The organism is Paracoccus isoporae (assembly GCF_900101865.1).
In the GTDB taxonomy this organism is placed as follows: Bacteria; Pseudomonadota; Alphaproteobacteria; order Rhodobacterales; family Rhodobacteraceae; genus Paracoccus; species Paracoccus isoporae.
In genome coordinates this window covers 1-25,142 of record NZ_FNAH01000002.1, presented here as the reverse complement: position 1 = coordinate 25,142, position 25,142 = coordinate 1, and the positions used below count along the sequence as shown (strand labels likewise).

General features: G+C 63.1%; 38 protein-coding genes and 1 pseudogene. 3 read left to right on the top strand and 36 right to left on the bottom strand.

All coding sequences use genetic code 11. The features are described from left to right. Window positions 1–7: 7 nt before the first annotated feature. From BLT73_RS03780 to rpmC, 24 genes are all read right to left on the bottom strand, one after another. A complete protein-coding gene (locus BLT73_RS03780) occupies window positions 8–1,336 on the bottom strand; it encodes a replication-associated recombination protein A (RefSeq protein ID WP_090521071.1) in 1,329 nt (442 codons plus the stop codon). Between the two features lie 41 nt (window positions 1,337–1,377). After that, window positions 1,378–1,968 carry an acyl-homoserine-lactone synthase gene (locus BLT73_RS03775; protein ID WP_090521069.1) on the bottom strand — a complete coding sequence of 197 codons (591 nt, stop codon included), beginning with the start codon at window positions 1,966–1,968 and terminating at the stop codon, window positions 1,378–1,380. Window positions 1,969–2,026: 58 nt separating this feature from the next. Further along, window positions 2,027–2,638, bottom strand: coding sequence for an autoinducer binding domain-containing protein (locus tag BLT73_RS03770; protein WP_090521067.1), 612 nt, complete (start codon window positions 2,636–2,638; stop codon window positions 2,027–2,029). Window positions 2,639–2,903: 265 nt separating this feature from the next. After that, entirely contained in the window at window positions 2,904–3,323 is a 420-nt protein-coding gene (gene rplQ, locus BLT73_RS03765) for a 50S ribosomal protein L17 (protein ID WP_090521064.1), read from the bottom strand. 156 nt (window positions 3,324–3,479) lie between these two features. After that, window positions 3,480–4,496, bottom strand: a complete 1,017-nt coding sequence (locus tag BLT73_RS03760) for a DNA-directed RNA polymerase subunit alpha (protein WP_090521063.1) — start codon at window positions 4,494–4,496, stop codon at window positions 3,480–3,482. A 118-nt stretch (window positions 4,497–4,614) separates the two neighbouring features. Then, complete coding sequence (gene rpsK / locus BLT73_RS03755; RefSeq protein ID WP_090521060.1) at window positions 4,615–5,004, bottom strand: 30S ribosomal protein S11; 390 nt, start codon at window positions 5,002–5,004, stop codon at window positions 4,615–4,617. 12 nt (window positions 5,005–5,016) lie between these two features. Further along, window positions 5,017–5,385: a 30S ribosomal protein S13 gene (gene rpsM / locus BLT73_RS03750; protein ID WP_090521058.1), complete on the bottom strand. Its 369-nt coding sequence runs from the start codon at window positions 5,383–5,385 to the stop codon at window positions 5,017–5,019. A gap of 181 nt (window positions 5,386–5,566) precedes the next feature. Next, a complete protein-coding gene (locus BLT73_RS03745) occupies window positions 5,567–5,914 on the bottom strand; it encodes a hypothetical protein (protein ID WP_143025618.1) in 348 nt (115 codons plus the stop codon). Beyond that, entirely contained in the window at window positions 5,892–6,338 is a 447-nt protein-coding gene (locus BLT73_RS03740; protein WP_090521055.1) for a Panacea domain-containing protein, read from the bottom strand. Before BLT73_RS03740 ends, BLT73_RS03745 begins: the two co-directional genes overlap by 23 nt. A gap of 72 nt (window positions 6,339–6,410) precedes the next feature. Then, on the bottom strand, window positions 6,411–7,073 hold the full coding sequence (locus BLT73_RS03735) for an adenylate kinase (protein ID WP_090521053.1): 663 nt from the start codon (window positions 7,071–7,073) through the stop codon (window positions 6,411–6,413). A 35-nt stretch (window positions 7,074–7,108) separates the two neighbouring features. After that, window positions 7,109–8,482, bottom strand: coding sequence for a preprotein translocase subunit SecY (secY, locus tag BLT73_RS03730; protein WP_090521051.1), 1,374 nt, complete (start codon window positions 8,480–8,482; stop codon window positions 7,109–7,111). 123 nt (window positions 8,483–8,605) lie between these two features. Further along, complete coding sequence (gene rplO / locus BLT73_RS03725) at window positions 8,606–9,091, bottom strand: 50S ribosomal protein L15 (protein WP_090521049.1); 486 nt, start codon at window positions 9,089–9,091, stop codon at window positions 8,606–8,608. Window positions 9,092–9,219: 128 nt separating this feature from the next. Then, complete coding sequence (locus BLT73_RS03720; RefSeq protein WP_090521047.1) at window positions 9,220–9,831, bottom strand: phosphatase PAP2 family protein; 612 nt, start codon at window positions 9,829–9,831, stop codon at window positions 9,220–9,222. Between the two features lie 174 nt (window positions 9,832–10,005). Next, on the bottom strand, window positions 10,006–10,194 hold the full coding sequence (gene rpmD, locus BLT73_RS03715) for a 50S ribosomal protein L30 (RefSeq protein ID WP_090521045.1): 189 nt from the start codon (window positions 10,192–10,194) through the stop codon (window positions 10,006–10,008). A 12-nt stretch (window positions 10,195–10,206) separates the two neighbouring features. Continuing rightward, window positions 10,207–10,803, bottom strand: coding sequence for a 30S ribosomal protein S5 (gene rpsE / locus BLT73_RS03710; RefSeq protein WP_090521043.1), 597 nt, complete (start codon window positions 10,801–10,803; stop codon window positions 10,207–10,209). A gap of 136 nt (window positions 10,804–10,939) precedes the next feature. Next, a complete protein-coding gene (rplR, locus tag BLT73_RS03705; protein ID WP_090521041.1) occupies window positions 10,940–11,299 on the bottom strand; it encodes a 50S ribosomal protein L18 in 360 nt (119 codons plus the stop codon). A gap of 11 nt (window positions 11,300–11,310) precedes the next feature. Then, window positions 11,311–11,844 (bottom strand): 50S ribosomal protein L6, encoded by a 534-nt coding sequence (rplF, locus tag BLT73_RS03700; protein ID WP_090521039.1) that lies wholly within the window; start codon window positions 11,842–11,844, stop codon window positions 11,311–11,313. 10 nt (window positions 11,845–11,854) lie between these two features. Beyond that, entirely contained in the window at window positions 11,855–12,253 is a 399-nt protein-coding gene (rpsH, locus tag BLT73_RS03695) for a 30S ribosomal protein S8 (RefSeq protein ID WP_090521037.1), read from the bottom strand. 10 nt (window positions 12,254–12,263) lie between these two features. Then, window positions 12,264–12,569: a 30S ribosomal protein S14 gene (rpsN, locus tag BLT73_RS03690; RefSeq protein ID WP_090521035.1), complete on the bottom strand. Its 306-nt coding sequence runs from the start codon at window positions 12,567–12,569 to the stop codon at window positions 12,264–12,266. 19 nt (window positions 12,570–12,588) lie between these two features. After that, window positions 12,589–13,149 (bottom strand): 50S ribosomal protein L5, encoded by a 561-nt coding sequence (gene rplE / locus BLT73_RS03685; protein ID WP_090521034.1) that lies wholly within the window; start codon window positions 13,147–13,149, stop codon window positions 12,589–12,591. Further along, the gene (gene rplX, locus BLT73_RS03680) at window positions 13,149–13,454 is read right to left on the bottom strand and encodes a 50S ribosomal protein L24 (protein ID WP_090521033.1); all 306 of its coding nucleotides are present in this window, start codon (window positions 13,452–13,454) and stop codon (window positions 13,149–13,151) included. Before rplX ends, rplE begins: the two co-directional genes overlap by 1 nt. After that, window positions 13,454–13,822 (bottom strand): 50S ribosomal protein L14, encoded by a 369-nt coding sequence (gene rplN, locus BLT73_RS03675; protein WP_090521031.1) that lies wholly within the window; start codon window positions 13,820–13,822, stop codon window positions 13,454–13,456. The genes rplX and rplN overlap by 1 nt, the downstream gene beginning before the upstream one ends. A 65-nt stretch (window positions 13,823–13,887) precedes the next feature. Continuing rightward, the gene (rpsQ, locus tag BLT73_RS03670) at window positions 13,888–14,136 is read right to left on the bottom strand and encodes a 30S ribosomal protein S17 (RefSeq protein ID WP_090521030.1); all 249 of its coding nucleotides are present in this window, start codon (window positions 14,134–14,136) and stop codon (window positions 13,888–13,890) included. 10 nt (window positions 14,137–14,146) lie between these two features. Further along, window positions 14,147–14,353: a 50S ribosomal protein L29 gene (rpmC, locus tag BLT73_RS03665; protein ID WP_090521028.1), complete on the bottom strand. Its 207-nt coding sequence runs from the start codon at window positions 14,351–14,353 to the stop codon at window positions 14,147–14,149. 240 nt (window positions 14,354–14,593) lie between these two features. Here rpmC and BLT73_RS03660 point away from each other — a divergent pair, with 240 nt between their 5' ends. Both BLT73_RS03660 and BLT73_RS03655 read left to right on the top strand, forming a co-directional pair. Next, window positions 14,594–15,649: a hypothetical protein gene (locus tag BLT73_RS03660; RefSeq protein WP_090521026.1), complete on the top strand. Its 1,056-nt coding sequence runs from the start codon at window positions 14,594–14,596 to the stop codon at window positions 15,647–15,649. 9 nt (window positions 15,650–15,658) lie between these two features. Then, the gene (locus BLT73_RS03655; RefSeq protein WP_090521024.1) at window positions 15,659–15,811 is read left to right on the top strand and encodes a YqaE/Pmp3 family membrane protein; all 153 of its coding nucleotides are present in this window, start codon (window positions 15,659–15,661) and stop codon (window positions 15,809–15,811) included. A 103-nt stretch (window positions 15,812–15,914) separates the two neighbouring features. On the opposite strand, the gene BLT73_RS03650 is transcribed toward BLT73_RS03655, so the two are convergent. From BLT73_RS03650 to BLT73_RS03600, 11 genes and pseudogenes are all read right to left on the bottom strand, one after another. Then, window positions 15,915–16,874, bottom strand: a complete 960-nt coding sequence (locus BLT73_RS03650) for a hypothetical protein (RefSeq protein WP_090521022.1) — start codon at window positions 16,872–16,874, stop codon at window positions 15,915–15,917. A gap of 225 nt (window positions 16,875–17,099) precedes the next feature. Then, complete coding sequence (gene rplP, locus BLT73_RS03645) at window positions 17,100–17,513, bottom strand: 50S ribosomal protein L16 (protein ID WP_090521020.1); 414 nt, start codon at window positions 17,511–17,513, stop codon at window positions 17,100–17,102. 12 nt (window positions 17,514–17,525) lie between these two features. Beyond that, window positions 17,526–18,242, bottom strand: a complete 717-nt coding sequence (rpsC, locus tag BLT73_RS03640; RefSeq protein ID WP_090521018.1) for a 30S ribosomal protein S3 — start codon at window positions 18,240–18,242, stop codon at window positions 17,526–17,528. Window positions 18,243–18,316: 74 nt separating this feature from the next. Next, window positions 18,317–18,694, bottom strand: a pseudogene (gene rplV, locus BLT73_RS03635) (50S ribosomal protein L22); the annotation flags it as partial. Window positions 18,695–18,697: 3 nt separating this feature from the next. Next, window positions 18,698–18,976: a 30S ribosomal protein S19 gene (gene rpsS, locus BLT73_RS03630; protein WP_076526684.1), complete on the bottom strand. Its 279-nt coding sequence runs from the start codon at window positions 18,974–18,976 to the stop codon at window positions 18,698–18,700. Window positions 18,977–18,979: 3 nt separating this feature from the next. Beyond that, window positions 18,980–19,819, bottom strand: coding sequence for a 50S ribosomal protein L2 (gene rplB, locus BLT73_RS03625; RefSeq protein ID WP_090521015.1), 840 nt, complete (start codon window positions 19,817–19,819; stop codon window positions 18,980–18,982). A 77-nt stretch (window positions 19,820–19,896) separates the two neighbouring features. After that, window positions 19,897–20,193 (bottom strand): 50S ribosomal protein L23, encoded by a 297-nt coding sequence (locus BLT73_RS03620; protein WP_090521013.1) that lies wholly within the window; start codon window positions 20,191–20,193, stop codon window positions 19,897–19,899. Continuing rightward, complete coding sequence (gene rplD, locus BLT73_RS03615; protein ID WP_090521012.1) at window positions 20,190–20,810, bottom strand: 50S ribosomal protein L4; 621 nt, start codon at window positions 20,808–20,810, stop codon at window positions 20,190–20,192. The genes BLT73_RS03620 and rplD overlap by 4 nt, the downstream gene beginning before the upstream one ends. After that, window positions 20,807–21,694: a 50S ribosomal protein L3 gene (gene rplC, locus BLT73_RS03610; RefSeq protein ID WP_090521010.1), complete on the bottom strand. Its 888-nt coding sequence runs from the start codon at window positions 21,692–21,694 to the stop codon at window positions 20,807–20,809. Before rplC ends, rplD begins: the two co-directional genes overlap by 4 nt. Window positions 21,695–21,704: 10 nt before the next feature. Then, window positions 21,705–22,013: a 30S ribosomal protein S10 gene (rpsJ, locus tag BLT73_RS03605; RefSeq protein ID WP_042247848.1), complete on the bottom strand. Its 309-nt coding sequence runs from the start codon at window positions 22,011–22,013 to the stop codon at window positions 21,705–21,707. A 253-nt stretch (window positions 22,014–22,266) separates the two neighbouring features. Next, entirely contained in the window at window positions 22,267–22,950 is a 684-nt protein-coding gene (locus tag BLT73_RS03600; RefSeq protein ID WP_090521008.1) for a hypothetical protein, read from the bottom strand. 435 nt (window positions 22,951–23,385) lie between these two features. Here BLT73_RS03600 and BLT73_RS03595 point away from each other — a divergent pair, with 435 nt between their 5' ends. Next, window positions 23,386–24,411, top strand: coding sequence for a glycosyltransferase family 2 protein (locus tag BLT73_RS03595; RefSeq protein WP_176804889.1), 1,026 nt, complete (start codon window positions 23,386–23,388; stop codon window positions 24,409–24,411). 131 nt (window positions 24,412–24,542) lie between these two features. Here BLT73_RS03595 and BLT73_RS03590 read toward each other — a convergent pair. Then, the coding region (locus tag BLT73_RS03590; RefSeq protein ID WP_245727047.1) for an EF-Tu C-terminal domain-related protein at window positions 24,543–25,142 on the bottom strand (600 nt) is incomplete at its 5' end.

The window sequence follows — 25,142 nt, the reverse complement described above, 5'->3', positions numbered from 1 at the left end:
CCCGCGCTCAGCCCCCGCGCTTCAGGCGCTGCGCGACGAACCAGTCGAGGCGCTTTTTCAGCTCGCGCTCGAAACCGCGCTCGACCGGGCTATAGAGCACCGGGCGCTTCATGCCGTCGGGAAAGTAGTTCTGGCCGCTGAACCCGTCCTCGGCGTCGTGGTCATAGGCATAGCCGCTGCCATAGCCCTGCTCCTTCATCAGCCTGGTCGGTGCGTTCAGGATATGGGCGGGCGGCATCAGGCTGCCGGTTCTCTTCGCCTCGGCCCGTGCGCCCTTATAGGCGACGTAACCGGCATTGGATTTCGGGGCGAGCGCCAGATAGATCACCGCCTGCCCGAGCGCCAGCTCGCCCTCCGGGCTGCCGAGACGTTCATAGAGCGCCCAGGCATCCAGGCAGTGGCGCTGTGCCGCCGGATCGGCCAGTCCGATATCCTCGACCGCCATGCGAGTGATGCGGCGGGCGAGATAGCGCGGATCCTCGCCCCCTTCCAGCATCCGCGCCAGCCAGTAGAGCGCGGCGTCGGGGTCGGAGCCGCGCACCGATTTATGCAGGGCAGAGATCAGGTTGTAATGCTCGTCGCCGGATTTGTCGTATTTTGCCGCCCGCTTCATCAGCCGCGCCGACAGCGCCTCGGGGTCGAGCGGCGTGTCCAGCTTCCAGGCCATCACCTGTTCGATCAGGTTCAGCGCCGCGCGCCCATCGCCATCGGCCATCTCCAAGAGCGCCTCGCGCGCCGCGCCGGTCAGAGGAAGCGCGCGACCGAACTCCTTCTCGGCGCGCTGTGCCAGCAATTCCAGATCGGCCAGGCTCAGCCGTTTCAGCACGATCACCTGGGCGCGCGACAGCAATGCGGCATTCAGCTCGAAGCTGGGATTCTCGGTGGTGGCGCCGACCAGAAGGATGGTGCCGTCCTCCATATGCGGCAGGAAACTGTCCTGCTGCGCCTTGTTGAAGCGGTGGATCTCATCCACGAACAGCAGCGTGCCGCCGCCCTGCTGCCGGCGCAGCTTCGCCGCCTCGAACACCTTGCGCAGCTCCGGCACGCCGGAAAAGATCGCGCTGATCTGGACGAATTTCAGCTCGGTCTCATCGGCCAGCAGGCGCGCGATGGTGGTCTTGCCCACGCCCGGCGGGCCCCACAGGATCAGCGAGGACAGGCTGCCCGCTGCCAGCATCGCGCCGAGCGGGCCGTCGCGGTCCAGCACCTTGCCCTGCCCAATGACCTGCGCCAGCGAGCGCGGCCGGATACGGTCGGCAAGCGGCGCCGCCCGCACCGATCTTTCGGTCCGGTCGTCCGGGTCGCCGCCCGCCGCGCTGTCGAAAAGATCGGCCATGACGGGCGGAGACTACGCCGCCCGCCATCGAAGCAAAAGGGTCAGTGCAGTTTCTGGACCAGATTCGTGGCGACCACCTGGAAGGCGCCGTCATCGAAGTTCAGCACCGGACCCATCGCTTCCCCCTCCATGCCACAGCGACGGTACCACCGCGGCCAGCTCGAGTTGATGAGCCCGATATGCCGCGTCGCGCCCAGTTCGCGGGCCGACTGGTTCAGCCCGTCGATGAGCTGGGCGTGGACCTTGCGGCGCACCCCCATCGGCACGGCGTGGCTGACGAAGACACGGCTGGATTCCCAGACATGGTCATCGACCGGCGCATCCTCGTAGAGCAGGTTCTGCGGGATGGAGCCGCCGAGGATGCCGCGCTGTGCGTCCCGGATCATGTAGGAATAGATGCCGCAACGCGCGGTGGTGGGCGTCAGGCGGATCCCCGCCAGAACTTCGCCCCGTTCGTGAACCGCCACCCAACGCGACGCCGGTGTGTCATACTGGTCAAACTCCATCCCTTCCGCCTGGGGAAGGTCCCAATTATTCTGCACGATAAAGCTCTGCCGGCGGGCCCGCAGAATATTGGCAAATAATTCACCGTGCGTGTGCATGTTCGTGAAGGAAATCGTCGTCGTCTGCATTGTTCTAACTCCTGGGATTGAGGGGTCGGCCCCAGGGTATGCGATGACGGGCGATGGCCTAGAGCAGACGGTATTCCTTGGCTCTCTGCAGCGCCTCCGCAGTGGTCCGGGCCATCAGTCGTTCGCGCGCGGAGATGAGCCGGGCCTTGAAAGCGCTTTCCGTGATACCAAGCTTGGCAGCCGCTGCAGCATGGCGATCACCCTCCGCGATACATCGAAGGGCCTCGATCTGAGCCCTTGTGAGGCTCTCCGGCGGCTCCGTAATCTCGTGGAGCTGGCGGATCAGTTTAGAGATCTCCTCGATCTCTGAATCGTTATATTCGCGGTCGCCGCGCGTCATCCCGGCGATGGTGCGGGAACTCAGCGGGCCGACGGACAGCGCGACACCGTATTTCATGCCGAATTTCGCGGCGTCGCCCAGAATGTCGAACGGATCCGGCACCGGCATCGCCGACCAGCGGATCGCGCCATTGGTCGAGAACCCCCAGGCAATCGTCGGATCGCGCAGCGCATAGGCTTTCGCGGAATAATGCTCCGCCCACGCCTCGTCATAGGTCTGAAACTGCATGATCGGCGCTGCAAATCGGATATGCAGCCCGATGAAATACCCTTTCGGCGCGAAAGGGCCTAACTTGCTCAGCAGTGCGGAAATTTCGGCTCTGGCAGACATATCAGCTTATTACACAAATGATTTCGAGTACTCGCAAAACAACAATGGCGTGTTTCCGATAGCAAGGGAAGCTTGTTTGAGGCGCATACTCACAAGATCTTGCGTCATGCGCCAGCCCGGCCGCTATATTCGATGTAATATCCACAAAACATGGCAATTCCGGGCAGGTTTCCAACAGGTGATCCGACCGGATCCACCGATTCGAAACGAAAAACGCCCCGCCGGGCATGTCACCGGCGGGGCGTCAAGATGTCTTTAAGCCGAATCAGTCCTCGGCGTCGTCCTCTGCCTCGATGCGCGCGCGATCGGCGGCGCCTTTGGCGTTGGGATCGCGGTCCACCAGCTCGATAATCGCCATCGGTGCCATGTCGCCATAGCGGAAGCCCGCCTTCAGCACGCGGACATAGCCGCCCTGGCGGTCCTTGTAGCGGGCACCGAGTTCGTCAAACAGCTTGGCCACATGGCCATCCTGCTTGAGCTGGGCGGCGGCCTGGCGGCGGGCGTGCAGATCGCCGCGCTTGGCGAGCGTGATCAGCTTCTCGACGATCGGACGCAGTTCCTTGGCCTTGGGCAGGGTGGTCTTGATCTGCTCATGCTCGATCAGCGAGCCGGCCATGTTGGCGAACAGCGCCTTGCGGTGTTCGTGGGTGCGGTTGAGGCGGCGATAGCCGCGGGCGTGACGCATGATATATCTCCGTTAACGTCTTTTGCTTTGTCTGGCGGCCCATGCGTGCGGGACGCTCTCCTTGGGGCGGAATTGCCCGTTTTTCCGGGGGCACCATGCGTACACCGCGCGTACTCAGAACGTACACAGGCGGTATGACGCCCCCGGTATTTCCGATCAGAACTGGTCGTCGAAGCGCTTGGCCAGATCCTCGATATTCTCCGGCGGCCAGTCCACGACATCCATGCCGAGATGGAGACCCATGCCCGAGAGCACTTCCTTGATCTCGTTGAGCGACTTGCGGCCGAAATTCGGCGTGCGCAGCATCTCGGCCTCGGTCTTCTGGATGAGGTCGCCGATATAGACGATGTTGTCGTTCTTCAGGCAGTTGGCCGAACGCACCGACAATTCCAGCTCGTCCACCTTCTTGAGCAGGCGCGGATCGAATTCCAGACCGTCATCGTCGCTCTGCGCACGCGCCGCTTCGGGTTCGTCGAAGTTGACGAACACGGACAGCTGGTCCTGAAGGATGCGCGCGGCGAAGGCCACGGCGTCTTCCGGGGTCAGCGAGCCGTCGGTCTCGACCTTCATGGTCAGCTTGTCATAGTCGAGCACCTGACCTTCGCGGGTCGGCGTCACCTCATAGCTGACACGCTTGACCGGCGAGAAGATCGCGTCGATCGGGATCAGCCCGATGGGCGCATCCTCGGGGCGGTTCTTGTCGGCGGCGACATAACCCTTGCCAGTGGTGACGGTCAGCTCCATGTTCAGCTCCGCCCCGTCATCCAGATGGCAGATGACGTGATCGCGGTTCAGTACGGTGATACCGGCGGTCTCCTGGATGGCGCCGGCCTTGACCTCGCCCGGCCCCTTGGCCGACAGGGTGAGACGCTTGGTGCCCTCGACATCCATCTTCAGGGTCACGCCCTTCAGGTTCAGCACGATGTCGGTCACATCCTCGCGCACACCGGCGACGGAGGAGAATTCATGCAGCACGTTGTCGATCTGCACCGACGTGATGGCCGCGCCCTGAAGCGAGGACAGCAGCACGCGGCGCAGCGCGTTGCCGAGCGTCAGGCCGAAGCCCCGCTCCAGCGGTTCGGCGGTGACCGTGGCGGTGCGCGTCGCATCGGCGCCGGTCTTGATGTCAAGCTGCGAGGGCTTGATCAGCTCGGCCCAGTTCTTGTGGATCATGCGTTTGCCTCCATACCTGTTCCGATCCCATGACCAGCAATCGGAACGCCCGAGGTGAAATGCGAAATACCCTGCCCGCGCCACATCGCTGCGGCGCGGGCAGGACGATCAGTGCGGATCAGACGCGACGGCGCTTCGGCGGGCGAACGCCGTTATGCGCAATCGGGGTCACGTCGCGGATCGCGGTGATGTTGAAGCCGACCGCGGCGAGCGCGCGCAGTGCCGATTCGCGGCCGGAGCCGGGGCCCTGCACTTCGACTTCCAGCGTGCGCACACCATGTTCCTGCGCCTTCTTGCCGGCGTCTTCGGCGGCCATCTGGGCGGCGTAAGGGGTCGATTTGCGCGAACCCTTGAAGCCCATCGTGCCGGCCGAGGACCACGCAATCGCGTTGCCCTGAACGTCGGAGATCAGGATCTTGGTGTTGTTGAACGAGCTGTTCACATGCGCGACGCCAGCCGCGATGTTCTTGCGCTCCTTGCGGCGGGTGCGGGTCTTATCACGAGCCATATGCCTGCCTCCTTACTTCTTCTTGCCGGCGATGGGTTTCGCCGGGCCCTTGCGGGTGCGGGCATTGGTGTGGGTGCGCTGACCGCGGACCGGAAGGCCGCGGCGGTGGCGCAGCCCGCGATAGGAGCCGAGATCCATCAGACGCTTGATGTTCATCTGGTTCTCGCGGCGCAGATCGCCCTCGACGGTCAGATTGCCGTCGATATATTCGCGGATCTGCAGAACTTCGGCATCCGAGAGCTCATTGACGCGGCGCGTCGGGTCGATGCCCACCGCCTCGATGATCTGGTTGGCATAGGCCGGGCCGATGCCGTGGATATAGGTCAGGGCGATGGGGACACGTTTCCCCGTCGGAATGTTGACGCCAGCAATACGAGCCACGCGTTATCCTTTTCATTGTTGCGGTTCCGTAGCACCGGAACCTTTTTTCACAACGGAAGGCCCGAAAGACGGCTTTCGGGCCTCGTCTCTGTCACCGGATGGTGATTCCCATGGCGGGATGCCGTGAGGTAGTGAGGATTCGGTTAATTGTCAAGAAGGTGAGTGCGCAACTCTATCGGGACTACTCTTCTGAGTTACCTTTCGAGACAAATCTCTCCAGGACCCTATTCAAAAGTTTCACAATCTCGTCGACCCCCATCTGCCGAGCGAGGGGAATGAGTATCAGCAGTTCAAGAATTAGTAATGCGATCGGCCCACCAAACGACGGCATAACTGTAAAGAAGCAGACATCAAGCAGTAAAATTAGCCCAACGGTGAATGCAAATCGTTCTTCTTGCCTCGCATCCCTTAACTGAGCGATTTCCTCTTGCAGCTCGGTAATCTGTTGATCGCGCTTATCGGGGACAGCGCGCTCAGCCAATGCGCTGAAATCCGTACTTCTTTGCTCAGGCAGCTTGGTCGACGTCAAGGCTCTCGTACTCTTTCCGGATGTCTTCGTTCGAAATCAAGCTGTAACGTCGACCTGGCCGGTAGTTAGCTTCCCAAGCTCCGCCGGTCCGATGCGTGATACTGACCAACTGGCTCGGACCCAATGCGCCCAAAGACTCATAAGCCTCCTGAATAAATCTCTTTTCAGCGCCTTCGGGAAGCGGTGGAAGAGAACCAAATATGTCCTCGACCGGCGCACGACCGAACACCTTCGCTCTATGGTACAAAGTAGGGTTGACGGGGCCGTAATCCCAAGCCTGGAACGGTCCCGAAACGAGTGGTTTTCCTGTCCGCCCCAAGTAAATCATGTGCGCGATGTAAATGAGCTTCTGCAACTCCAAGTTGGAAAGCCCCCAACCGGACAGTCTTCCAAATTCTTTCGCCGCAGCCAATGCAGAGATCATCGTACCCGAACTCCTGTACCAGTCCTCCGTACCACAAACGCTGATTCGTCCAAAGAGTTGCAAACTATATGATTAATCGACAGTCAGCCCGTCCAGCACCCGGCCCATATCGGCCGCGACGGCCTCGACCTCGGCCAGCCCGTTGACAGGGTGCAGATTGCCCTTGGCATAGTAATAGCCGATCAGCGGCGAGGTCTTCTTGTAATACTCCAGCAGCCGCGTCTTCAGGCTCTCTTCATTGTCATCGGCACGGCGGCGCAGATCGGTGGAGCCGCAGACATCGCAGACGCCGTCCTTCGCGGTGGGCTTGGTCTCGTCGTGATAGACCTCGCCGCAATTGCCGCAGGTGAAGCGCCCGGTGATGCGGCGCACGAGTGCGGCGTCGTCCACCTGCATCTCGATCACCCCGTCTACCTGCTGTCCCAGCCCGCCCAACAGCGCGCCGAGCGCGTCGGCCTGCGCCAGCGTGCGCGGGAAGCCGTCGAAGATGAAGCCCTTCGCGTCCGAGCCCTCCAGCTTCTCGCGGATCAGCCCGACGACGATCTCGTCCGTCACCAACTGGCCCTTGTCCATCACCTCGGCCACGACCTTGCCCATCTCCGTCCCCGAGGAGCGCGCCTCGCGCAGCATGTCGCCGGTGGACAGCTGGACCAGCCCGCGCTCCTCCACCAGCCGGCGTGCCTGGGTGCCCTTGCCCGCGCCGGGCGGGCCGAGAAGGATGATGTTCACGGTCATGGCGGGGTCCCTCTTCCCTTTTGATGCGGCGCGGATCAGCGGCGCGCCGGTGCCTTGCGTTTTCTTGGCTTGTCGCCCGGCTTGCGCTTGCCGCGAAGCTGGGACTTCTCGATCAGACCCTCATATTGATGGGCGAGCAAGTGGCTTTGCACCTGATTGATCGTGTCCATCGTGACCGAGACCACGATCAGCACCGAGGTGCCGCCGAAATAGAACGGCACCGAAAGCTGGCTGCGCACGACTTCGGGCAGCAGGCAGACCGCCGCCAGATAGACCGAGCCGATGACCAGGATCCGGTTCACCACGTAGTCGAGATAATCCACCGTCTTCTTGCCGGGCCGGATGCCGGGGATGAAGCCGCCCTGGTTTTTCAGGTTCTCGGCCACATCGTCGGATTTGAAGGCGACATTCTGGGTGTAGAAATAGGCGAAGAAGATGATCATCCCAGCGAAGAACAGCAGGTAAAGCGGCTGGCCGGGGCCGAAATAGGCCAGCACGCGCGACATGATCGGCCCGGTCTGGTTGCCCGAGAAGGTCGAGATGGTCACCGGCAGCAGCAGCAGCGAGGAGGCGAAGATCGCCGGGATCACGCCGGCCGGGTTGACCTTGATCGGCAAATGGCTCGACTGACCGTCATAGACCTTCATGCCGACCTGGCGGCGCGGATACTGGATGGTGATCTTGCGCAGCGCGCGCTCCATGAACACCACGAAGGTGATGACCGCGATCACCATCAGGATGATGCCGATGATGACCGGCGTCGAGATCGCGCCCGACCGGCCCTGGCTGAAGAACTGCGCCAATGCGCCCGGGATCTCGGCCACGATGCCCACGAAGATGATCAGCGAGATGCCGTTGCCGATGCCGCGCGCGGTGATCTGTTCGCCCAGCCACATCAGGAACATGGTGCCCCCGACCAGGGTGATGACCACCGAGGCCTGGAAGAAGGCGCCCGGATCATGGGCCAGCCCCCCCGCCTCCAGCGATTTCGCCAGCCCGTAGGCCTGGAACAGCGCCAGGGCGACGGTGGCATAGCGGGTATACTGGTTGATCTTCTTGCGGCCCTGCTCGCCCTCTTTCTTCATTTGTTCGAGCGCGGGAACCATCGAGGCCAGAAGCTGCACGATGATCGAGGCCGAGATATAGGGCATGATGCCGAGCGCAAAGACCCCCATCCGGCCCAACGCGCCGCCGGTGAACATCGACAGCATCCCGCCGATGCCGGACCCCGCCTGTTCCATGAAGTTGCGCAGCGCCGCGCCGTCGATGCCGGGAACCGGGATATAGGTGCCGAGACGATAGATGATCAGCAGTCCGAGGGTGAACCAGATACGCTGACGAAGTTCCGTGGCCTTGCCCAATGCCCCCCAGGAGAGGTTCGCGGCCATCTGTTCTGCGGCTGACGCCATGTAAGTGCCCCCAGATTGCGGGTCGTATCATGTCAGCGCCGCCGGACCTGATGGAGATCCCGCGGCGCGAAAGGAAAACTCAGTCGTGTATGTAAGGGGCGCTGCCGCCCCTCACAAGCACAATCACTCGGCCGCGGTTTCTTCGCGGGCCGGCGTGGTGACGGTCAGCTTGCCGCCGGCCTTCTCGATCGCCTCGGCGGCGGATTTCGACGCCCCGGCCACGGTCAGGTCCAGCTTGGCCTTGAGTTCGCCCTTGCCCAGAACCCGCACCCCGTCCAGCTTACGGCGCACGACACCGGCCTCGACCAGCGTGTCCTCGGTGATGGCGCCCTTGGCGTCCAGCTTGCCGGCGTCGATGAAGCTCTGGATCTGGCCCAGATTGACGACGGCGAATTTCTTGGCGTTGGGTGCGGTGAAGCCGCGCTTCGGCAGGCGGCGATAGAGCGGCATCTGACCGCCTTCATAGCCGTTCAGCGCCACGCCCGAGCGCGAGGTCTGGCCCTTGATGCCGCGCCCGGCGGTCTTGCCCTTGCCGGAGCCGGGGCCGCGCGCCACGCGCTTCTTCTTGCGGTTCGCGCCCTCATTGTCGCGGATTTCATGCAGTTTCATATCGCTTCTCCTGATGCCGGAGACGCCCCGCGAAGCGGAATGGGGCGAACACGGCGTTTCTTGGTTGTCGAGTCGGTGCCGATTGGCACGCGGGCGCTGTCTAAAGAAAAATCAGCGCGCGTGCAATCTCATTCTGCTGCGGCGCGTGGCTGCGATGCGCAGCCCGGCTGTGCCGCCGGGGCGCGCTGCCAGAGGATCGCCACCACCTTCTCGGACAGCAGCCCGACGACCGCCCCCGCCGCAACGTCAAGCGGATAATGGCTGCCGCGCGGGATCTGGATGCCGCCGACCACCGCCGCAAAGGCCACCCCGCCGGGCGCCGTGTCGGGATAGGCGCGGCTGACCGCGCGCGCGATGGCGACCGCATTGGCGGTGTGGCCGGAGGGAAAGGAGTTCCACGGCCCGTCATCGGGGCCGCCGACGCGGGTGTCGTAATGCCCCTTGTCGCGCAGCATGAAGGGCCGGGTGCGGGTGACGGAGGACTTGATCGTGCCCTTCACCAGCGTGGCGATGCCCAGGGCCGCGAAGCTGCGCAGCCCGGCCTCGGCCAGTTTCGGGCGGTTCAGCAGCAGCCCCGCGAGGGCGGCGAGGGCCGCGCCGGTGAAGGCGGGGGGTTGATCGGTGATTTCCGACAGCGCGCCGATGGTCCTGACAAGCGGGTGGTCGCGATGGCGCGTGGCCTCCATCGTGACCTCGATATCGGCCTGTTCGACCTGGCTGGTGATGCGGCTCTGATCCATGGGCAGGAAACGCCGCGCCGCCGCATTGGTTGCCGCGATGGCTCTCTGGCGGGCGCGATCGGCGGGCTGTGGCCGGATTGACGCAGGCCGATGATGCGGGCGGCACGGGAGGCGCGGCACGACCCATCGCGCCGCGCCAAAAGAAAAGGCCGGGGTCGCGCCCCGGCCTGATCCTCAGTTCTTTTCTTCGATGATGGTCGCGAGATGCGGGATCTTCGCCACCATGCCGCGGATCGCGGGCGTGTCTTCCAGCTCGCGGGTGCGGTGCATCTTGTTCAGGCCCAGGCCTTTCAGCGTTTCACGCTGGATGGCGGGGCGGCGGATCGGAGAGCCGATCTGCTTGACGACGATGGTTTTTGCCATATGCCCTTCTCCTTACGCCTGCGCCGAGGTGACGGTCGCGTCGGTGCCGGCTTCGGCTTCGGGTGCCTTGTCCTGCGAGGGCAGGATGTCGGCCACCTTCTTGCCGCGGCGCTGCGCGACCGAGCGCGGCGAGGCCTCGGATTGCAGACCGTCCAGCGTGGCGCGGATCATGTTATAGGGGTTCTGCGAACCCAGCGATTTCGCCACGACGTCCTGGACGCCCAGCATCTCGAACACGGCGCGCATCGGACCACCGGCGATGATCCCGGTCCCCGGAACGGCGGTGCGCATCACGACGCGGCCCGCACCGTGGCGGCCGGTGGTGTCGTGGTGCAGGGTGCGGCCGTCGCGCAGCGGCACGCGGATCATGTTGCGCTTGGCCTGTTCGGTGGCCTTGCGGATCGCCTCGGGCACCTCTTTGGCCTTGCCCTTGCCGAAGCCGACACGGCCCCGCTGATCGCCGACGACGACGAGCGCGGCGAAGCCGAAGCGCTTACCACCCTTGACGGTTTTCGAGACACGGTTGATCGCGACCAGACGGTCGGCGAATTCGGGGGTTTCCTCGCGCTGATCGCGGCGGCCGCCCCGGCGGTTATCACGTTCTGCCATTCGGCATTCCTTCACATGGTGGCGCGCATCGCTTGGGCGCCGTTGAACTCGATCCAGGTGGGCAGGCGGGCATGTGCCCCCTGCCCCCGGATCATCGGGACGGCGCGCCGGTCCCCCGCCGCGCCGTCCACAGGTCTCAGAACTTCAGACCGCCTTCGCGGGCGGCATCGGCAAGCGCCTTGATCTTGCCGTGGAACAGGAAGCCGCCGCGGTCGAACACGACTTCTTCCACACCGGCCTTCTTGGCCCGTTCCGCAATCGCCGCGCCGATTTTGGCCGCCGCGTCGACATTGTTCTTGCCCACGACGCCCAGATCCTTCTCCAGCGTGGACGCCGCGGCCAGGGTCCGTCCCTGGGCGTCGTCGATCAGCTGGACCGAGATGTTCTTGGACGAGCGGTGGACCGACAGGCGCGGGCGGCCGGAGCCTTCCGCGCGCAGCTTGTTCCGGTTGCGCAGGCGGCGCTTGAGGAACAGATCTCTCTTTTTCAGTGCCATTTTCGCGCCCCTTACTTCTTCTTGCCTTCCTTGCGGAAGACATATTCGCCCTTGTAGCGGATGCCCTTGCCCTTATAGGGCTCCGGCGCGCGCCATTCGCGAATATTGGCGGCAACCTGACCAACGAGCTGCTGGTCGATGCCTTCCACAACGATTTCGGTCTGCTTCGGTGCGGTGATCGTCACGCCATCGGGCGTTTCGAAATTCACCTCGTGGCTGTAGCCGAGCGAGAGCTTCAGCGTCTTGCCCTGCATCTGCGCACGATAACCGACGCCCTGGATTTCCAGCTCCTTCTTGAAGCCGTCCGACACGCCGACGGTCAGGTTCTCGACCATCGAGCGGGTCATGCCCCATTGCTGGCGGGCGCGCTTGGACATGCCGCGCGGCACGACCGAGACGGAGCCGTCTTCCAGTTTCAGTTCGACATCATCATTCGCGGTGAAGGAACGGGTGCCTTTCGGCCCCTTCACCTCGATGGTCTGTCCTTTGATCTCGGCCGTCACGCCCTTGGGCAGTTCGACCGGTCTTTTGCCAATACGAGACATGCTGCCCTCCTTAGAATACGGTGCAGAGCACTTCGCCGCCGACATTGGCGTTGCGTGCATTTGCATCCGACATCACGCCTTTCGGCGTCGAGACGATGGAAACGCCCAGACCCTGGCGGACCTGCGGGATTTCCTTGGCACCGGCATAGACGCGGCGGCCCGGCTTCGACACACGGGACAATTCGCGGATGACCGGCTGGCCGTCGAAGTATTTCAGCGAGATTTCCAGCTCCTTGTGGCCGGCCTCGGTGGTGACTTCTTCATAGCCGCGGATGTAGCCTTCCGACTGCAGCACGTCCAGAACCCAGGCGCGCAGCTTGGAAGAGGGCGAGCGGACGGTCGATTTGCCGCGCATCTGCGAGTTGCGGATGCGGGTCAGCATATCGCCGAGAGGATCGTTCATATTCATTGTCGCCCCCTTACCAGCTCGATTTGACCAGGCCCGGGATATGCCCCTGAGCGCCAAGCTCGCGCAGCATGATCCGGCTGAGTTTCAGTTTGCGGTAATACGCGTGCGGACGGCCGGTGAGCTGGCACCGGTTGTGCAGACGCGTGGGCGAGGAGTTGCGCGGCAGTTCGGCCAGCTTCAGCGTCGCCTTGAACCGCTCTTCCATCGGCCGTTCCTGGTCGTGGATGATCTCGTTCAGCTCGGCCCGCTTCGCGGCGTATTTCTCGACCAGGCGCTGGCGCTTCTTCTCGCGCTCAATCATGGATTTCTTAGCCATATCTTCTTTCCCTCCGCGATCAGCTGGTGAAGGGCATGTTGAAATGCTTCAACAGCGACTTCGCTTCCGCGTCGGTCTTCGCGGTGGTGCAGATGATGATGTCCATCCCCAGAACTTCGTCGACCTTGTCGAAGTTGATTTCCGGGAACACGATATGTTCCTTCAGGCCCATGGCATAGTTGCCGCGGCCGTCAAACGCCGTGCCCTTCACGCCGCGGAAGTCGCGGACGCGCGGCAGCGCGATGTTGATGAGCCGGTCGAGGAATTCATACATGCGATCGCCGCGCAGCGTGACTTTCGCACCCAGCGGCATTTCCTCACGCACACGGAAACCGGCGATGGATTTCTTGGCCTTGGTCGTGACTGCCTTCTGGCCCGCGATCAGGGACAGCTCTTCGGCGCCCTGCTTGACCTTCTTGGTGTCCTTGACGGCCTCGCCGATTCCCATGTTCAGCACGATCTTGTCGAGCTTGGGGATCTGCATGTCGTTCTTGTAGCCGAACTCTTCCTTCAGAGCGGCGCGGATCTTGTCGCGGAACTGCTGGCGCAGACGCGGCGTGTACTTGGATTCGTCCAGCATCAGATCACGTCTCCCGTGGTCTTGGCGAAACGCACCTTCTTGCCGTCTTCCTCGCGGAAGCCGACACGGGTCGCTTTGCCGTTCTTGTCCAACAGCGCCAGGTTCGACAGGTCGATCGGCATGTTCTTGGGAACGCGGCCGCCCTGGCTGGTCTGCGACTGGCGGGTGTGACGCAGCGCGATATTCACGCCGTCCACGACGGCCTTGCCCTCTTTGGGCAGAACCTGCGTGATCTCACCCTGCTTGCCCTTGTCCTTGCCGGCAAGGACGACGACCTTGTCGCCTTTCTTCAGCTTGGCAGCCATCACAGCACCTCCGGAGCGAGCGAGATGATCTTCATGAAGTTCTTCGCGCGCAGCTCGCGCACGACCGGCCCGAAGATACGGGTGCCGACCGGTTCGCCCTGGTTGTTCAGGATCACGGCGGCATTCTGGTCGAAGCGGATCGAGGTGCCGTCTTCGCGTTTCACTTCCTTGGCGGTGCGCACGACGACGGCCTTGCGGACATCGCCTTTCTTCACGCGGCCGCGCGGGATGGCTTCCTTGACGGATACGACAATGATGTCGCCCACCGACGCATAGCGACGGTGCGAACCACCCAGAACCTTGATGCACTGAACTTTCCGGGCACCGGAATTGTCAGCGACATCCAGATTGGTCTGCATCTGGATCATGGTTTACTCCCGACCTTTGGGGACGACGATGCGGGTCGCCCCAGGGTTTCGAATTTATCCGGACCTCAGGCCGACGCGGCTGCGTCTTCCGTCAGGACGGTCCAGCGTTTGGTCTTCGAGACCGGGGCACATTCGACGATGCGAACGGTATCCCCGACCTTGAACTGGTTCTCCGCGTCATGGGCGCGGTATTTCTTCGACGACCGCACGGTCTTGTGCAGCAGCGGATGCTTGAAGCGCCGTTCCACCAGCACGGTGACGGTCTGGTCGTTCTTGTCCGAGGTCACGGTGCCTTGCAGGATGCGTTTGGGCATGTCGGTCCCCTTACTTCGACGACGCGGCGTCGGCCGCTTTCTGGTTCAGAACGGTCTTCACACGGGCCACGTCGCGACGGACGCTGCGCATGCGGGCGGTCGATTCGAGCTGGCCGGTGGCCTGCTGGAAGCGCAAGTTGAACGCTTCCTTTTTCAGCGACACGAGCTGCTCGTTGAGCTGCTCGGGCGTCTTGTCTTTCAGTTCCTGCGCTTTCATTGCGCCTCTTCCTTTCAACATCACCGGAGAGCCCCGCTTGCCACGGGCCACCCTGATTCCGGTGGAGTTTCGTGATGAAGGCCGTCCCATACAGGGTGACGGCGGCTTTGACAAGCCATTTCCGGCACGGAGCGCCGCCGACAGGATCTTTGTTAGTTTACCGCCCGGATTTGGAACCAAGCCCGCCGCTATGGCTTGGAGTTTCACTGTTACGTGACAATTTGAGAGAGGGATAGAGCCATGACCGAAACCCGCGTCGAAACGCAAAGCCGGCTGGAGGCCAGCCGCGTCTCATGGGGGGCGATCTTCGCCGGGACCGCCTGCGCGGTCGCCCTGCAGATCGTGTTCCTGCTGTTCGCCCTGTCGATCGGGCTGGAGATCATCGATGACGGCGACATGACCGGCTTCGGCTTCGGCACCGGGCTGTTCATCCTGCTGACCGGCATCATGTGCCTGTTTGCCGGTGGCTCGGTCGCGGGCCGCCTGTCGGGTCTGCCCTTCATGCCCTCTGCCGTGCTGCATGGCGCGGTGGTCTGGGCCCTGGTGACGATCATCGGCGTCTATGTCGCGGGTGCGGTGACCAACCGCGCCGCCTCTGTCGCCGGATCGGTGGTTCAGACCGTTGGATCGGCCGCGGGCAATATCGCCGGCAGCGCCGGGCAGTTGGCGCAGGCCGCCCTGCCCGACCCGTCGGAGATGGATTTCCCCTCGGTGGACGAGATCCTGCCCGCGTCGCTCCAGACCGATCTGGAGCAGCAGCTTGAGCGCGAGGGGGCGACGCCCGCCCAGATCCGCCAGGAAGCGCGCGAGATCGCCAATGACGTGATCGACGATCAGGACCGCGAGCAGATCCGCTCGATCGCGGCGACCACCGCGCGGCGGGTGCTGAGCAATCCGCAGGACGCCCCGGAAATTCTCGACAATGCCGTCAGCCGTCTGACCGAGGGTGCCAACGCGCCCCTGGGCGATCAGAAGCTGGAGGAGTTGTCCGAGATCCTGCAACAGCGCACCGGCGTGTCCGAGCAGGAAGCCCGCCAGCAGGTCGATGAATGGCTGGCCGAGTTCCAGCAGACCCGCGACGAGATCGTGACCCGCTACCGGAGCACGGTCGATGAGCTGACGGCGGAGGTCAACCAGACCGTCCAGCAGGCCGAGGCGCGCGCCGCGCAGGCCGCCGACGCCGCGTCCAGCTTTGCCTTCTGGAGCGCGATCACTCTGATCTTCGGGCTAGGCGCGGCCTGCCTGGGCGCGATCTTCGCCCATCCCGAAGATTACGACAAAATCCGCTGGTCATAGGAGGGCGCCATGAAACTCATCGAGATCATCGCCGCCGTCATCCTGCCGCCGCTGGGGGTGTTTCTGAAAGTCGGGATCGGCAAGCAGTTCTGGATCAACCTGCTGCTGACCTTCCTGGGCTTCATCCCCGGCGTCATCCACGCGCTGTTCGTGATCGCCTGATCGCAACGGCCGCCGGTTTGGAAACCACGCGCCCCGCCGGTCATGCTGGCGGGGTGCTTTTTCTGTCGGGCATCAGTGCAAGCGCGCACGCAGTGTCCGGGGTCTAGTCGTCATATTTCAGGTTCAGCGTGTAGTCGTCGTCGCTGAACTCGGAAACCCCCATGAGCTTGACCTGAATCATCGAGACGTGATGATTGTCGATGCGGTAGAGGGCGCTGACATGGGTGTCGTCCTCCGCGTCGGTCACGTTCATCCCGATGAATTCGGCGGTGCGCCACTGATCGCCCACCGTCATGTGGTCGCTTTCCCTCACGTCGAAGGTGAGGCTGTCCACACCACGCTCGAAATCCGTGATCGTCGCCAGTTCCAGCAATGTCCGGTTGATGCTGGAATTGTAGGAGTCCTCGTCAATCTCGTCAGCGATCCAGGGTGAGAACTGGAATTTGTCGGCGCCCGCACCGCCCGAGATCGTCAGCGGGTCCTGGTAAAGCGCACCGTTATCGACATGGATCTCGTCATCGTCCGCCCCGGCTTCAATGACGAAGGCAGGCTCTTGCGCGAAAAACGGCGTGGCCGGCCGCGACGCGATCCGGTTGTCGATCTTGATGATGTCGTTGCCAGACCCGCCGACAAGCCGGCCCCCGGTAGACGCGGTGAGGGTCAGGTGATCGTCCCCGAGTCCGCCGTCGAAGATCACGCCCCCCTCGCTCAACCCGGCCGGTTCACTGGGGTCGAGCGGACCGTATTGGGCCGAGACGCCGGACAGGCTGTCATTGCCGATGCCCCCCTCGGCAATCGCCGGCTTCCTGGCATCGGGTGTGACGAAGTCCATGGTGATGCGATCATTGCCGCCCAGGCCGTAAACCTGTTTCCCGATCGCCATTGGCACATCGATGTCGTCATCTCCTTCGGTTCCGGCGATGATGTCGGGATTGTCGTCACCGTTCGGCGGCTCACCATCGTCAAGATCATCCCCCTCCGCGTCGGCGCCGCCATTCAGTAGTCCGGGGCCCAGCAACATGGCGAGCAGGCCACCGGCAAGCAAGGCAATCGAAGGATCCATGGCGCGCGTTCCACTTCATGTCACAGGCAGACTATCATTTGCTAATACACGGCTCAGGTCTGTTTTTCTACCTTTGGTGTTTCGGACTTCGACATCCGCACGGGCCAAAGACGGATCAGCATGGCAAGGGCAGCCGTCGCGGGCCGACCGGACCGGCCGCGCATGAAAAAAGCCCCGCCGGTCTCTCGGCGGGGCTTGATCTGTGTCGTCAGGTCTCTGGCGCGATTACCAGTCCTGGCGGGCCACGATCCGGGTCTGGACCGGCAGCTTCATCGCCCCGAGGCGCAGCGCCTCGCGCGCGATGTTGTCGTTCACGCCGTCGATCTCGAACATGATCCGGCCGGGATGGACGCGGGCGGCCCAGTAATCGACCGAGCCCTTGCCCTTACCCATCCGCACTTCGGTCGGCTTCGACGAGACCGGCACGTCCGGGAACACCCGGATCCAGACCCGGCCCTGACGCTTCATGTGGCGGGTGATCGCGCGGCGGGCCGCTTCGATCTGGCGCGCGGTGACACGCTCGGGCTCAACGGCCTTCAGCGCGAAGGAGCCGAAATTGATGTCGAAACCACCCTTGGCTTCGCCGTGGATCCGGCCCTTGTGCTGTTTGCGGAACTTCGTCCGTTTCGGTTGCAGCATCTTTCTTTCTCCTTAGCGGGCGTCGCGGTCGCGACGCGGGCCACGGGGGGCGGGACCGTCCTGGGCTTCGGCGGCGCGGCGGTCGCGGGCCTGCGGATCATGTTCCATGATCTCGCCCTTGAAGATCCACACCTTCACCCCGATGATCCCGTAGGGGGTCGAGGCTTCCGACAGCGCATAGTCGATATCGGCGCGCAGCGTGTGCAGCGGCACCCGCCCCTCGCGATACCATTCGGTCCGCGCAATCTCGGCACCGCCCAGACGGCCGCCGACATTGACCCGGATACCTTGGGCGCCCATGCGCATGGCATTCTGGACCGAGCGCTTCATGGCGCGGCGGAACGACACACGACGCTCGAGCTGCTGCGCGATGGATTCCGCCACGAGCTGGGCGTCCAGCTCCGGCTTGCGGACCTCGACGATGTTCAGATGAAGTTCGCTGTCGGTGAACTGCGCCAGCTTCTTCTTCAGAACCTCGATATCGGCGCCTTTCTTGCCGATGATGACGCCCGGACGCGCGGCGTGAATGGTCACGCGGCATTTCTTGTGCGGACGCTCGATGATGACGCGGCTGATGCCGGCCTGCTTGGCTTCCTTCTTGATGAAGTCGCGGATCTTGAGATCCTCGAGCAGCAGATCGCCATATTCCTTGTCATCGGCATACCAGCGGCTGTCCCAGGTGCGGTTGACCTGGAGGCGCATCCCGACGGGGTTGACCTTCTGACCCATTACGCTTGCTCCTCTGCGGTGTCTGCCTTGGCGGTCTTGCGCGAAGCCTTCTTGGCTTCGGCAGCAGCCGCGGCAGCGGCCGGATCGACCTCACGCAGCTTGATGGTGATTTCCGAGAACGGCTTCATGATGCGGCCGTAACGACCACGCGCCCGCGGACGGCCGCGCTTCATCACCAGGTTCTTGCCCACCCACGCCTCGGCGACGACCAGGTTGTCGACGTCGAGATTGTGGTTGTTCTCGGCGTTGGCGATGGCCGATTGCAGGCATTTCTTGACGTCGCCCGCGACGCGGCGCTTCGAGAAGGTCAGGTCGGCAAGCGCCTTTTCAACCTTCTTGCCGCGGATCAGACCGGCAACGACATTCAGCTTCTGCGGCGAGCTGCGCAGCATGCGCGTCTTCGCCATCGCCTCGTTATCCGCCACGCGGCGCGGATTCTTTTCCTTACCCATGGCTTACTTCCTTTTCGCTTTCTTGTCGGCCGCGTGACCGTAATAGGTCCGGGTCGGCGAATATTCCCCGAATTTCTGACCGATCATATCCTCGGAGACGTTCACCGGGATATGCTTGTGCCCGTTATAGACACCGAAGGTCAGGCCGACGAATTGCGGCAGGATGGTCGAACGGCGCGACCAGATCTTGATGACATCCGACTTGCCCGACTCGCGGGCTTTCTCGGCCTTTTTCAGCACATAGGCGTCGACAAAAGGCCCTTTCCAAACAGAACGTGCCATGGATTAGCGCCCCTTCTTGCGTGCGTGACGCGACCGCAGGATATACTTGTCGGTCGATTTGTTGGTGCGGGTCTTCTTGCCCTTGGTGTCCTTGCCCCAGGGCGTGACCGGCGTGCGGCCGCCCGAGGTCCGGCCCTCACCACCACCATGCGGGTGGTCGATCGGGTTCATGGCGACACCGCGCACCGACGGGCGGATGCCCTTGTGGCGGTTGCGGCCGGCCTTGCCGAGATTCTGGTTCGAATGATCGGCATTCGACACCGCGCCGATGGTGGCCATGCATTCCTGGCGGACCAGGCGCAGCTCACCCGAGGACAGGCGGATCTGGGCATAGCCGCCATCGCGGCCCACGAACTGGGCATAGGTGCCCGCCGAACGCGCGACCTGCCCGCCCTTGCCGGGCTTCAGCTCGACATTATGGACGATCGTGCCGATCGGCATGCCGGAAAACGGCATGGCGTTGCCCGGCTTGACGTCCACGCGGCTGCCGGCGACGACCTTGTCGCCAATGGCCAGACGCTGCGGGGCCAGGATATAGGCCTGCTCGCCGTCTTCATACTTGATCAGCGCGATGAAGGCGGTGCGGTTGGGATCGTATTCGATCCGCTCGACCACGCCGGTGACATCGAACTTGTTGCGCTTGAAATCGACGATGCGATACAGGCGCTTTGCCCCGCCGCCCTTGCGGCGCATGGTGATCCGTCCGGTGTTGTTCCGGCCGCCCTTCTTGGTCAGACCCTCGGTAAGGGTTTTGACCGGACGACCTTTCCAAAGCTCCGAACGGTCGATCAGAACCAGCCCACGCTGGCCAGGCGTCGTCGGTTTATACGACTTGAGTGCCATCTTTCTGTCTTCCGTTGCTTTGTTTCGTCACATACTCGCGCGGCCCCCGGTTGCCCGGAGACCGCAATTCATCCCGATCAGAGTCCGGTGGACACGTCGATCGTGTTGCCGGCTTCCAGCGTGACATAGGCTTTCTTCACGTCGGAACGGACGCCGGGGCGGCCGCGGAAACGCTTGGTCTTGCCTTTGGTCACGGTGGTGTTGACCGCTTTCACCTTGACGTCGAACAGGGTCTCCACAGCTTCCTTGATCTGCGGCTTGTTCGCGTCGATCGCCACCTCGAAGACGAAGGCGTTGGATTCGCCCGCGTTGGTCGCTTTCTCGGTGATGACCGGCTTGCGGATCACGTCGTAATGGTCTGCTTTCGCGCTCATTTCAGGCGAGCCTCCAGAGCTTCGACACCTGCGCGCGTGATGACCAGCGTATCACGCTTGAGGATGTCATAGACATTGGCGCCCATCGAGGGCAGCACATCGACACCGTCCAGGTTCCGCGCGGCGCGGGCAAAGCCCTCGTTCACGTCGGCCCCGTCGATGACCAGCACGCGCTTCCAGCCGTTTTCCTTGACGGCCTTGGCGACGGCCGAGGTCTTGGCGTCGGCGATGTTCAGATCCTCGATCACCACCAGCTCACCGGCGGTCGCCTTGGCGGACAGCGCATGCTTGAGACCAAGCGCGCGGACCTTCTTCGGCAGATCGAAGGCGTGGCTGCGCGGGGTCGGACCCTTGTAGACGCCACCCTTGCGGAAGATCGGCGCCTTGCGCGAGCCGTGGCGTGCGCCGCCCGTGCCCTTCTGGCGATAGATCTTCTTGGTCGAGTAGCTGACCTCGGACCGGCCCAGCACCGAATGGGTGCCGGCCTGCGCCTTGGCGCGCTGCCAGCGGACGACGCGCTGCAGGATGTCGCCGCGCGGCTCCAGCCCGAACACCTCGTCGGCCAGCTCGATGGACCCGGCCTTACCGGAGTCCAGCTTGATCACATCGAGTTTCATTCCTTGTTCTCCCCTTCCGGAGCGGCGTCGTCAGCCTGATCCGCGTTCGGATCGGCCGCTTCCTTGTCGGCTTCGATCGAGGCTTCGGCTTCCTTCAGCGCGGCGGCCTCCTGCTCGGCGGCCAGGCGTGCGGCCTCCTCGCGGGCGGCTTCTTCCTCGGCGGCCGCGGCGGCGGCGGCTTCCTCGGCGATGCGCTGCGCTTCCTTCAGCTTCGAACGGGTCGCAGCCGGGGTGATCAGGTTCTCGGGCGCGTCCTTCTTGACCGCGTCCTTGACGATGACCCAGCCCCCTTTCGAACCCGGCACCGAGCCCTTGACCATGATCAGGCCCCGGTCGGTGTCGGTCTTGATGACCTGCAGGTTCTGGGTGGTCACGCGGACCGCGCCCAGGTGACCGGCCATCTTCTTGCCCTTGAACACCTTGCCCGGATCCTGGCACTGACCGGTCGAGCCGTGCGAGCGGTGGCTGATCGACACGCCGTGCGAGGCGCGCAGACCGCCGAAATTATGCCGCTTCATCGCACCGGCAAAGCCTTTACCGATCGAGGTGCCGGCCACGTCGACGAACTGGCCTGCAAAATAATGGTCGGCGATGATTTCCTCGCCCACATCGACCAGATTGTCTTCGGAGACGCGGAATTCCGCGATCTTGCGCTTGGGCGCGACACCGGCCTTTGCAAAATGCCCGCGCAGCGGGGCCGCGACGCGCTTGGCCTTGGCCTCGCCCGCGCCGAGCTGCACGGCGACATAGCCGTCACGCTCCGCCGTGCGCTGCGACACGACCTGCAGATTGTCGAGCTGAAGCACCGTCACCGGAACCTGGCGGCCGTCTTCCATGAACAGCCGGGTCATGCCCAGCTTCTTGGCGATTACACCTGTCCGCATAGCCGCCCCCTTACACCTTGATCTCGACATCCACGCCGGCGGCGAGGTCGAGCTTCATCAGCGCATCGACGGTCTGCGGCGTCGGGTCGACGATATCCAGCAGACGCTTATGCGTGCGGATTTCCCACTGGTCGCGCGACTTCTTGTCGATATGCGGACCGCGCAGAACGGTGAATTTCTCGATCTTGTTCGGCAGCGGGATCGGCCCGCGCACCGTGGCACCCGTGCGCTTGGCGGTGTTCACGATTTCCTGGGTGCTGGCATCCAGCACGCGGTAATCGAACGCCTTGAGCCGAATGCGGATATTCTGACTTTGCATCGTCATCCCTCGGAGCTTTGAGGGTTCCAGTCGAGAGGCTGACGACACACCACGCGGCGCCAGCATCGGACCTGTCTAAAAACTGCGAAGCCGCCCTATAGGGGGCGGCCCCGACAGATGCAAGCGAATCCTTGTGGATCGGGCGGATTCGGTCGCGATGCGCGCGTATAGCGGGTGGCGTGGGGTGGGGTCAAGGGGGAGCAACCGAGTCCGTTCCTTCCGCTGACGAGCAGGATAGGACTTCCAAGAGCGTTCACGCGTCCTCAGATTCCTGCGCCAGTACAACCTCTTTAAGCTGTTTCATTCGATCAAGCTCGTGCTTTGTCGGGTCGAGCTCACGACGTCGAAAACTGTTTCTAAGCGCGTAGGCCTCTTCAGCCGCCTCCGCAGTACTCTTTGAGATCCTGTCGTCGTATAGTAACGCGTTGATCAGATCACGGTACGCCCGCCTATCAATGCGAAAATACTTAGCTCTTGTTCGCCCGTCGATCGCAGGGTTGCTGGCGATTTCCTCGATATAGTCGGAGATGTCGCGCCAGAGGCTTCTAATTTCATCTCTGCTCGCTCCGTTGTCGCTATCGACAACCGAAGCGAGATGGGTTTGCGGTAGATCGCTGACCCGCTCCGAGATGCCCTCTACCTCTTCGTCACCCAAATCAGCCTCATAAGCGGTCTTATTAAGCCGTTCAGTCACGGCTGATAGGATTTCGTCTAGGCCATTCGCCTTGTCGTTAATCTTCTCAAGCGTTTCATCCATTTTGCTTAAGTGAGTGTCCACGACCTGCTGTGATGCTTCGATGGCCTCTGTTATATTTTTGACCTTGCCGCTAAACAGCAACCGGCCTAGCAGCACGCCTACTGCCGCGGCAAAGACAGTCAAAACACCGTTGATTATAATGGCTTGCGCTTCCGAAAGGGAGCTCCAAATGTTACTCATTCACGTCTTCCCAATTGTCTAATCTATAGCTTTCGTCGCAAACATCCCTGATGTTGCGACGGCCGGCAAGCTCTGAAGCAAAAGCGCGACGGTGTGCCCACGTTGTGTTGAGAAGATGCCGCAATTGAGTGGTGGTCAGTTTATCGGTGGTGCTGCGCTAGAGCGCAAAGTAATCACAGCCCTTTGGTTTTTGATCTCGGCCACCTTCGCGCGGGCTGTGAGGCCGACTTCGTGGACATGGAATATCACATCTTCATCCATTGCAATCGGCGCACTTAAGTCAATCTGTCATCTCCAGATCATCAATGCGCTCAACCAACTCAGCATACCCAGTCGCCACCATGCCCCGTTTTCCCGCATGTTCCCCGACGCTTGCATTCCAGCCCAACCGCGGTCATGCAACAGGAAGCCCATCGAACCGCCGGAGCCCGCGCCATGTCCACGAAGCCGTCCGAGACCTCCTCGCGGAAATTGCTCATCGCGATCATGCGCGATGAGGGGCCCTATATCCTCGAATGGGTGGCCCATCACCGCGCCATCGGCTTCACCGACATGATCGTGTTCTCCAATGATTGCCAGGACGGCAGCAATCTCATGCTGGACCGGTTGCATGAGCGCGGGCTGTTGCGGCATCTGCCCAACCCCAAGGCGGTGTTTTCGCAACTGGCGAACTGGCAGGTTTCGGCGCTCCGCTACGCCTCGTCCTTCTGGGAGTTCCGCCATGCCGACTGGGTGTGCACGGTGGATGCGGATGAATTCATCGAGATCTCGGCCGGAGACGGCACGCTGGATGCGCTGATCTCGGCTTGCCATTTCGATCTGATGAGCTTTCCGGTGCTGGGCTATCGCAGCGACCAGAACCCGGAGATCGGGGATGGCCGGGTGCAGGGCCGCTTTACCCTGCCGCGGCGCGACATCTCGGCCGATACGGTGTGGGAGCCGGCGGGCATGGCCGTGAAGACCCTGTCCCGGCCGCGGATCAGGGGCGCGCATTTCCGCAATCACCGCCCGAAGATCTCGGATTTCTCGCAGACCGGCATGATCTGGGTCGGCGGCGCGGGGGAGCGGATGCCGGTCGAGTTCACCGACCACAAGATCAATGCCTGGACCTTCGCCGAGCGGCCGACGCTCGCCCATGTCAACCACCACTCGCTGCGCTCGCGCGACAGTTTCCTGGTCAAGTCGCTGCGCGGCGATGCGGTCACCCGCGACCGGATCGGGCTGGACACCGAGAAGCAGATCCGGAACGCGGTGAAATACTGGAACACCCGCAACCACTCCATAGGAACGCCGCGCGAGGTGCATCGCCCGCCCCGCGCCGCCGAGATCGAGCGGGATCTGCACGCCGATCCGGTGCTGGGCGAATTGCACCAGGCGGCCTGCGATCACCAACGCGACACCGCGAAGCGGCTGCTCGCCACCCCGGCCGGGGAGCGGCTTGCCTCGGAGATGAAACTCTAGCCCGCGCCGGACTCTGGCACGGTGCAGGGCCGCCACCAAAGCCCCCGCCCCATCACGAAAAAACCCGCCCCTTTCGGGGCGGGCCTTGATCTCGTCGCGCGGGCGGGGGTGGCCCCGCCCTCAGAAGATCATCACTCGATGATCTTCGCCACCACGCCGGCGCCGACGGTGCGGCCGCCTTCGCGGATGGCGAAGCGCAGTTTCTCTTCCATCGCGATCGGCGCGATCAGCTCGACCTCGAATTTCAGGTTGTCGCCCGGCATCACCATCTCCGTGCCTTCCGGCAGCTTCACCGTGCCGGTCACATCCGTGGTGCGGAAGTAGAACTGCGGACGGTAATTGGCGAAGAACGGGGTGTGGCGGCCGCCCTCTTCCTTGGTCAGGATATAGGCCTCGGCCTCGAACTTGGTGTGCGGGGTCACGGAACCGGGCTTGGCCAGAACCTGACCGCGCTCCACGCCGTCACGCTCGATGCCGCGCAGAAGCGCGCCGATATTGTCGCCCGCCTCGCCGCGATCGAGCAGCTTGCGGAACATCTCGACGCCGGTGCAGGTGGTTTTCTTGGTGTCGCGGATGCCGACGATTTCAAGCTCGTCACCCACATTCACCGCGCCACGCTCGACCCGGCCGGTCACGACCGTGCCGCGGCCCGAGATCGAGAACACGTCCTCGATCGGCATCAGGAAGGGCTGATCCACGGCGCGCTCCGGCGTCGGGATATAGCTGTCCAC

What these genes read in the sequence shown, in the direction of transcription:
- BLT73_RS03660 (WP_090521026.1), top strand. Translation starts at nt 14,594, where the DNA reads ATGACCGAAACCCGCGTCGAAACGCAAAGCCGGCTGGAGGCCAGCCGC.
- BLT73_RS03595 (WP_176804889.1), top strand. Translation starts at nt 23,386, where the DNA reads ATGTCCACGAAGCCGTCCGAGACCTCCTCGCGGAAATTGCTCATCGCG.
- secY (WP_090521051.1), bottom strand. Translation starts at nt 8,482, where the DNA reads ATGGCGTCAGCCGCAGAACAGATGGCCGCGAACCTCTCCTGGGGGGCA.
- rpsQ (WP_090521030.1), bottom strand. Translation starts at nt 14,136, where the DNA reads ATGCCCAAACGCATCCTGCAAGGCACCGTGACCTCGGACAAGAACGAC.
- BLT73_RS03740 (WP_090521055.1), bottom strand. Translation starts at nt 6,338, where the DNA reads ATGATCTCTGCATTGGCTGCGGCGAAAGAATTTGGAAGACTGTCCGGT.
- BLT73_RS03650 (WP_090521022.1), bottom strand. Translation starts at nt 16,874, where the DNA reads ATGGATCCTTCGATTGCCTTGCTTGCCGGTGGCCTGCTCGCCATGTTG.
- rplP (WP_090521020.1), bottom strand. Translation starts at nt 17,513, where the DNA reads ATGCTGCAACCGAAACGGACGAAGTTCCGCAAACAGCACAAGGGCCGG.
- BLT73_RS03620 (WP_090521013.1), bottom strand. Translation starts at nt 20,193, where the DNA reads ATGAGCGCGAAAGCAGACCATTACGACGTGATCCGCAAGCCGGTCATC.
- BLT73_RS03735 (WP_090521053.1), bottom strand. Translation starts at nt 7,073, where the DNA reads ATGACCGTGAACATCATCCTTCTCGGCCCGCCCGGCGCGGGCAAGGGC.
- rplO (WP_090521049.1), bottom strand. Translation starts at nt 9,091, where the DNA reads ATGAAACTGCATGAAATCCGCGACAATGAGGGCGCGAACCGCAAGAAG.
- rpsS (WP_076526684.1), bottom strand. Translation starts at nt 18,976, where the DNA reads ATGGCACGTTCTGTTTGGAAAGGGCCTTTTGTCGACGCCTATGTGCTG.
- rplC (WP_090521010.1), bottom strand. Translation starts at nt 21,694, where the DNA reads ATGCGGACAGGTGTAATCGCCAAGAAGCTGGGCATGACCCGGCTGTTC.
- BLT73_RS03720 (WP_090521047.1), bottom strand. Translation starts at nt 9,831, where the DNA reads ATGGATCAGAGCCGCATCACCAGCCAGGTCGAACAGGCCGATATCGAG.
- rpsK (WP_090521060.1), bottom strand. Translation starts at nt 5,004, where the DNA reads ATGGCTCGTGATAAGACCCGCACCCGCCGCAAGGAGCGCAAGAACATC.
- rpsH (WP_090521037.1), bottom strand. Translation starts at nt 12,253, where the DNA reads ATGAATATGAACGATCCTCTCGGCGATATGCTGACCCGCATCCGCAAC.
- rplB (WP_090521015.1), bottom strand. Translation starts at nt 19,819, where the DNA reads ATGGCACTCAAGTCGTATAAACCGACGACGCCTGGCCAGCGTGGGCTG.
- BLT73_RS03770 (WP_090521067.1), bottom strand. Translation starts at nt 2,638, where the DNA reads ATGTCTGCCAGAGCCGAAATTTCCGCACTGCTGAGCAAGTTAGGCCCT.
- rplF (WP_090521039.1), bottom strand. Translation starts at nt 11,844, where the DNA reads ATGTCTCGTATTGGCAAAAGACCGGTCGAACTGCCCAAGGGCGTGACG.
- BLT73_RS03655 (WP_090521024.1), top strand. Translation starts at nt 15,659, where the DNA reads ATGAAACTCATCGAGATCATCGCCGCCGTCATCCTGCCGCCGCTGGGG.
- rpsE (WP_090521043.1), bottom strand. Translation starts at nt 10,803, where the DNA reads ATGGCAGAACGTGATAACCGCCGGGGCGGCCGCCGCGATCAGCGCGAG.
- rpmC (WP_090521028.1), bottom strand. Translation starts at nt 14,353, where the DNA reads ATGAAAGCGCAGGAACTGAAAGACAAGACGCCCGAGCAGCTCAACGAG.
- rplD (WP_090521012.1), bottom strand. Translation starts at nt 20,810, where the DNA reads ATGAAACTCGATGTGATCAAGCTGGACTCCGGTAAGGCCGGGTCCATC.
- rpmD (WP_090521045.1), bottom strand. Translation starts at nt 10,194, where the DNA reads ATGGCAAAAACCATCGTCGTCAAGCAGATCGGCTCTCCGATCCGCCGC.
- rpsC (WP_090521018.1), bottom strand. Translation starts at nt 18,242, where the DNA reads ATGGGTCAGAAGGTCAACCCCGTCGGGATGCGCCTCCAGGTCAACCGC.
- rpsJ (WP_042247848.1), bottom strand. Translation starts at nt 22,013, where the DNA reads ATGCAAAGTCAGAATATCCGCATTCGGCTCAAGGCGTTCGATTACCGC.
- BLT73_RS03780 (WP_090521071.1), bottom strand. Translation starts at nt 1,336, where the DNA reads ATGGCCGATCTTTTCGACAGCGCGGCGGGCGGCGACCCGGACGACCGG.
- rplE (WP_090521034.1), bottom strand. Translation starts at nt 13,149, where the DNA reads ATGCTGGACGAATCCAAGTACACGCCGCGTCTGCGCCAGCAGTTCCGC.
- rplN (WP_090521031.1), bottom strand. Translation starts at nt 13,822, where the DNA reads ATGATCCAGATGCAGACCAATCTGGATGTCGCTGACAATTCCGGTGCC.
- BLT73_RS03600 (WP_090521008.1), bottom strand. Translation starts at nt 22,950, where the DNA reads ATGAGTAACATTTGGAGCTCCCTTTCGGAAGCGCAAGCCATTATAATC.
- rplR (WP_090521041.1), bottom strand. Translation starts at nt 11,299, where the DNA reads ATGGCACTGAAAAAGAGAGATCTGTTCCTCAAGCGCCGCCTGCGCAAC.
- rpsN (WP_090521035.1), bottom strand. Translation starts at nt 12,569, where the DNA reads ATGGCTAAGAAATCCATGATTGAGCGCGAGAAGAAGCGCCAGCGCCTG.
- BLT73_RS03775 (WP_090521069.1), bottom strand. Translation starts at nt 1,968, where the DNA reads ATGCAGACGACGACGATTTCCTTCACGAACATGCACACGCACGGTGAA.
- BLT73_RS03760 (WP_090521063.1), bottom strand. Translation starts at nt 4,496, where the DNA reads ATGATCCACAAGAACTGGGCCGAGCTGATCAAGCCCTCGCAGCTTGAC.
- rplX (WP_090521033.1), bottom strand. Translation starts at nt 13,454, where the DNA reads ATGGCTGCCAAGCTGAAGAAAGGCGACAAGGTCGTCGTCCTTGCCGGC.
- rplQ (WP_090521064.1), bottom strand. Translation starts at nt 3,323, where the DNA reads ATGCGTCACGCCCGCGGCTATCGCCGCCTCAACCGCACCCACGAACAC.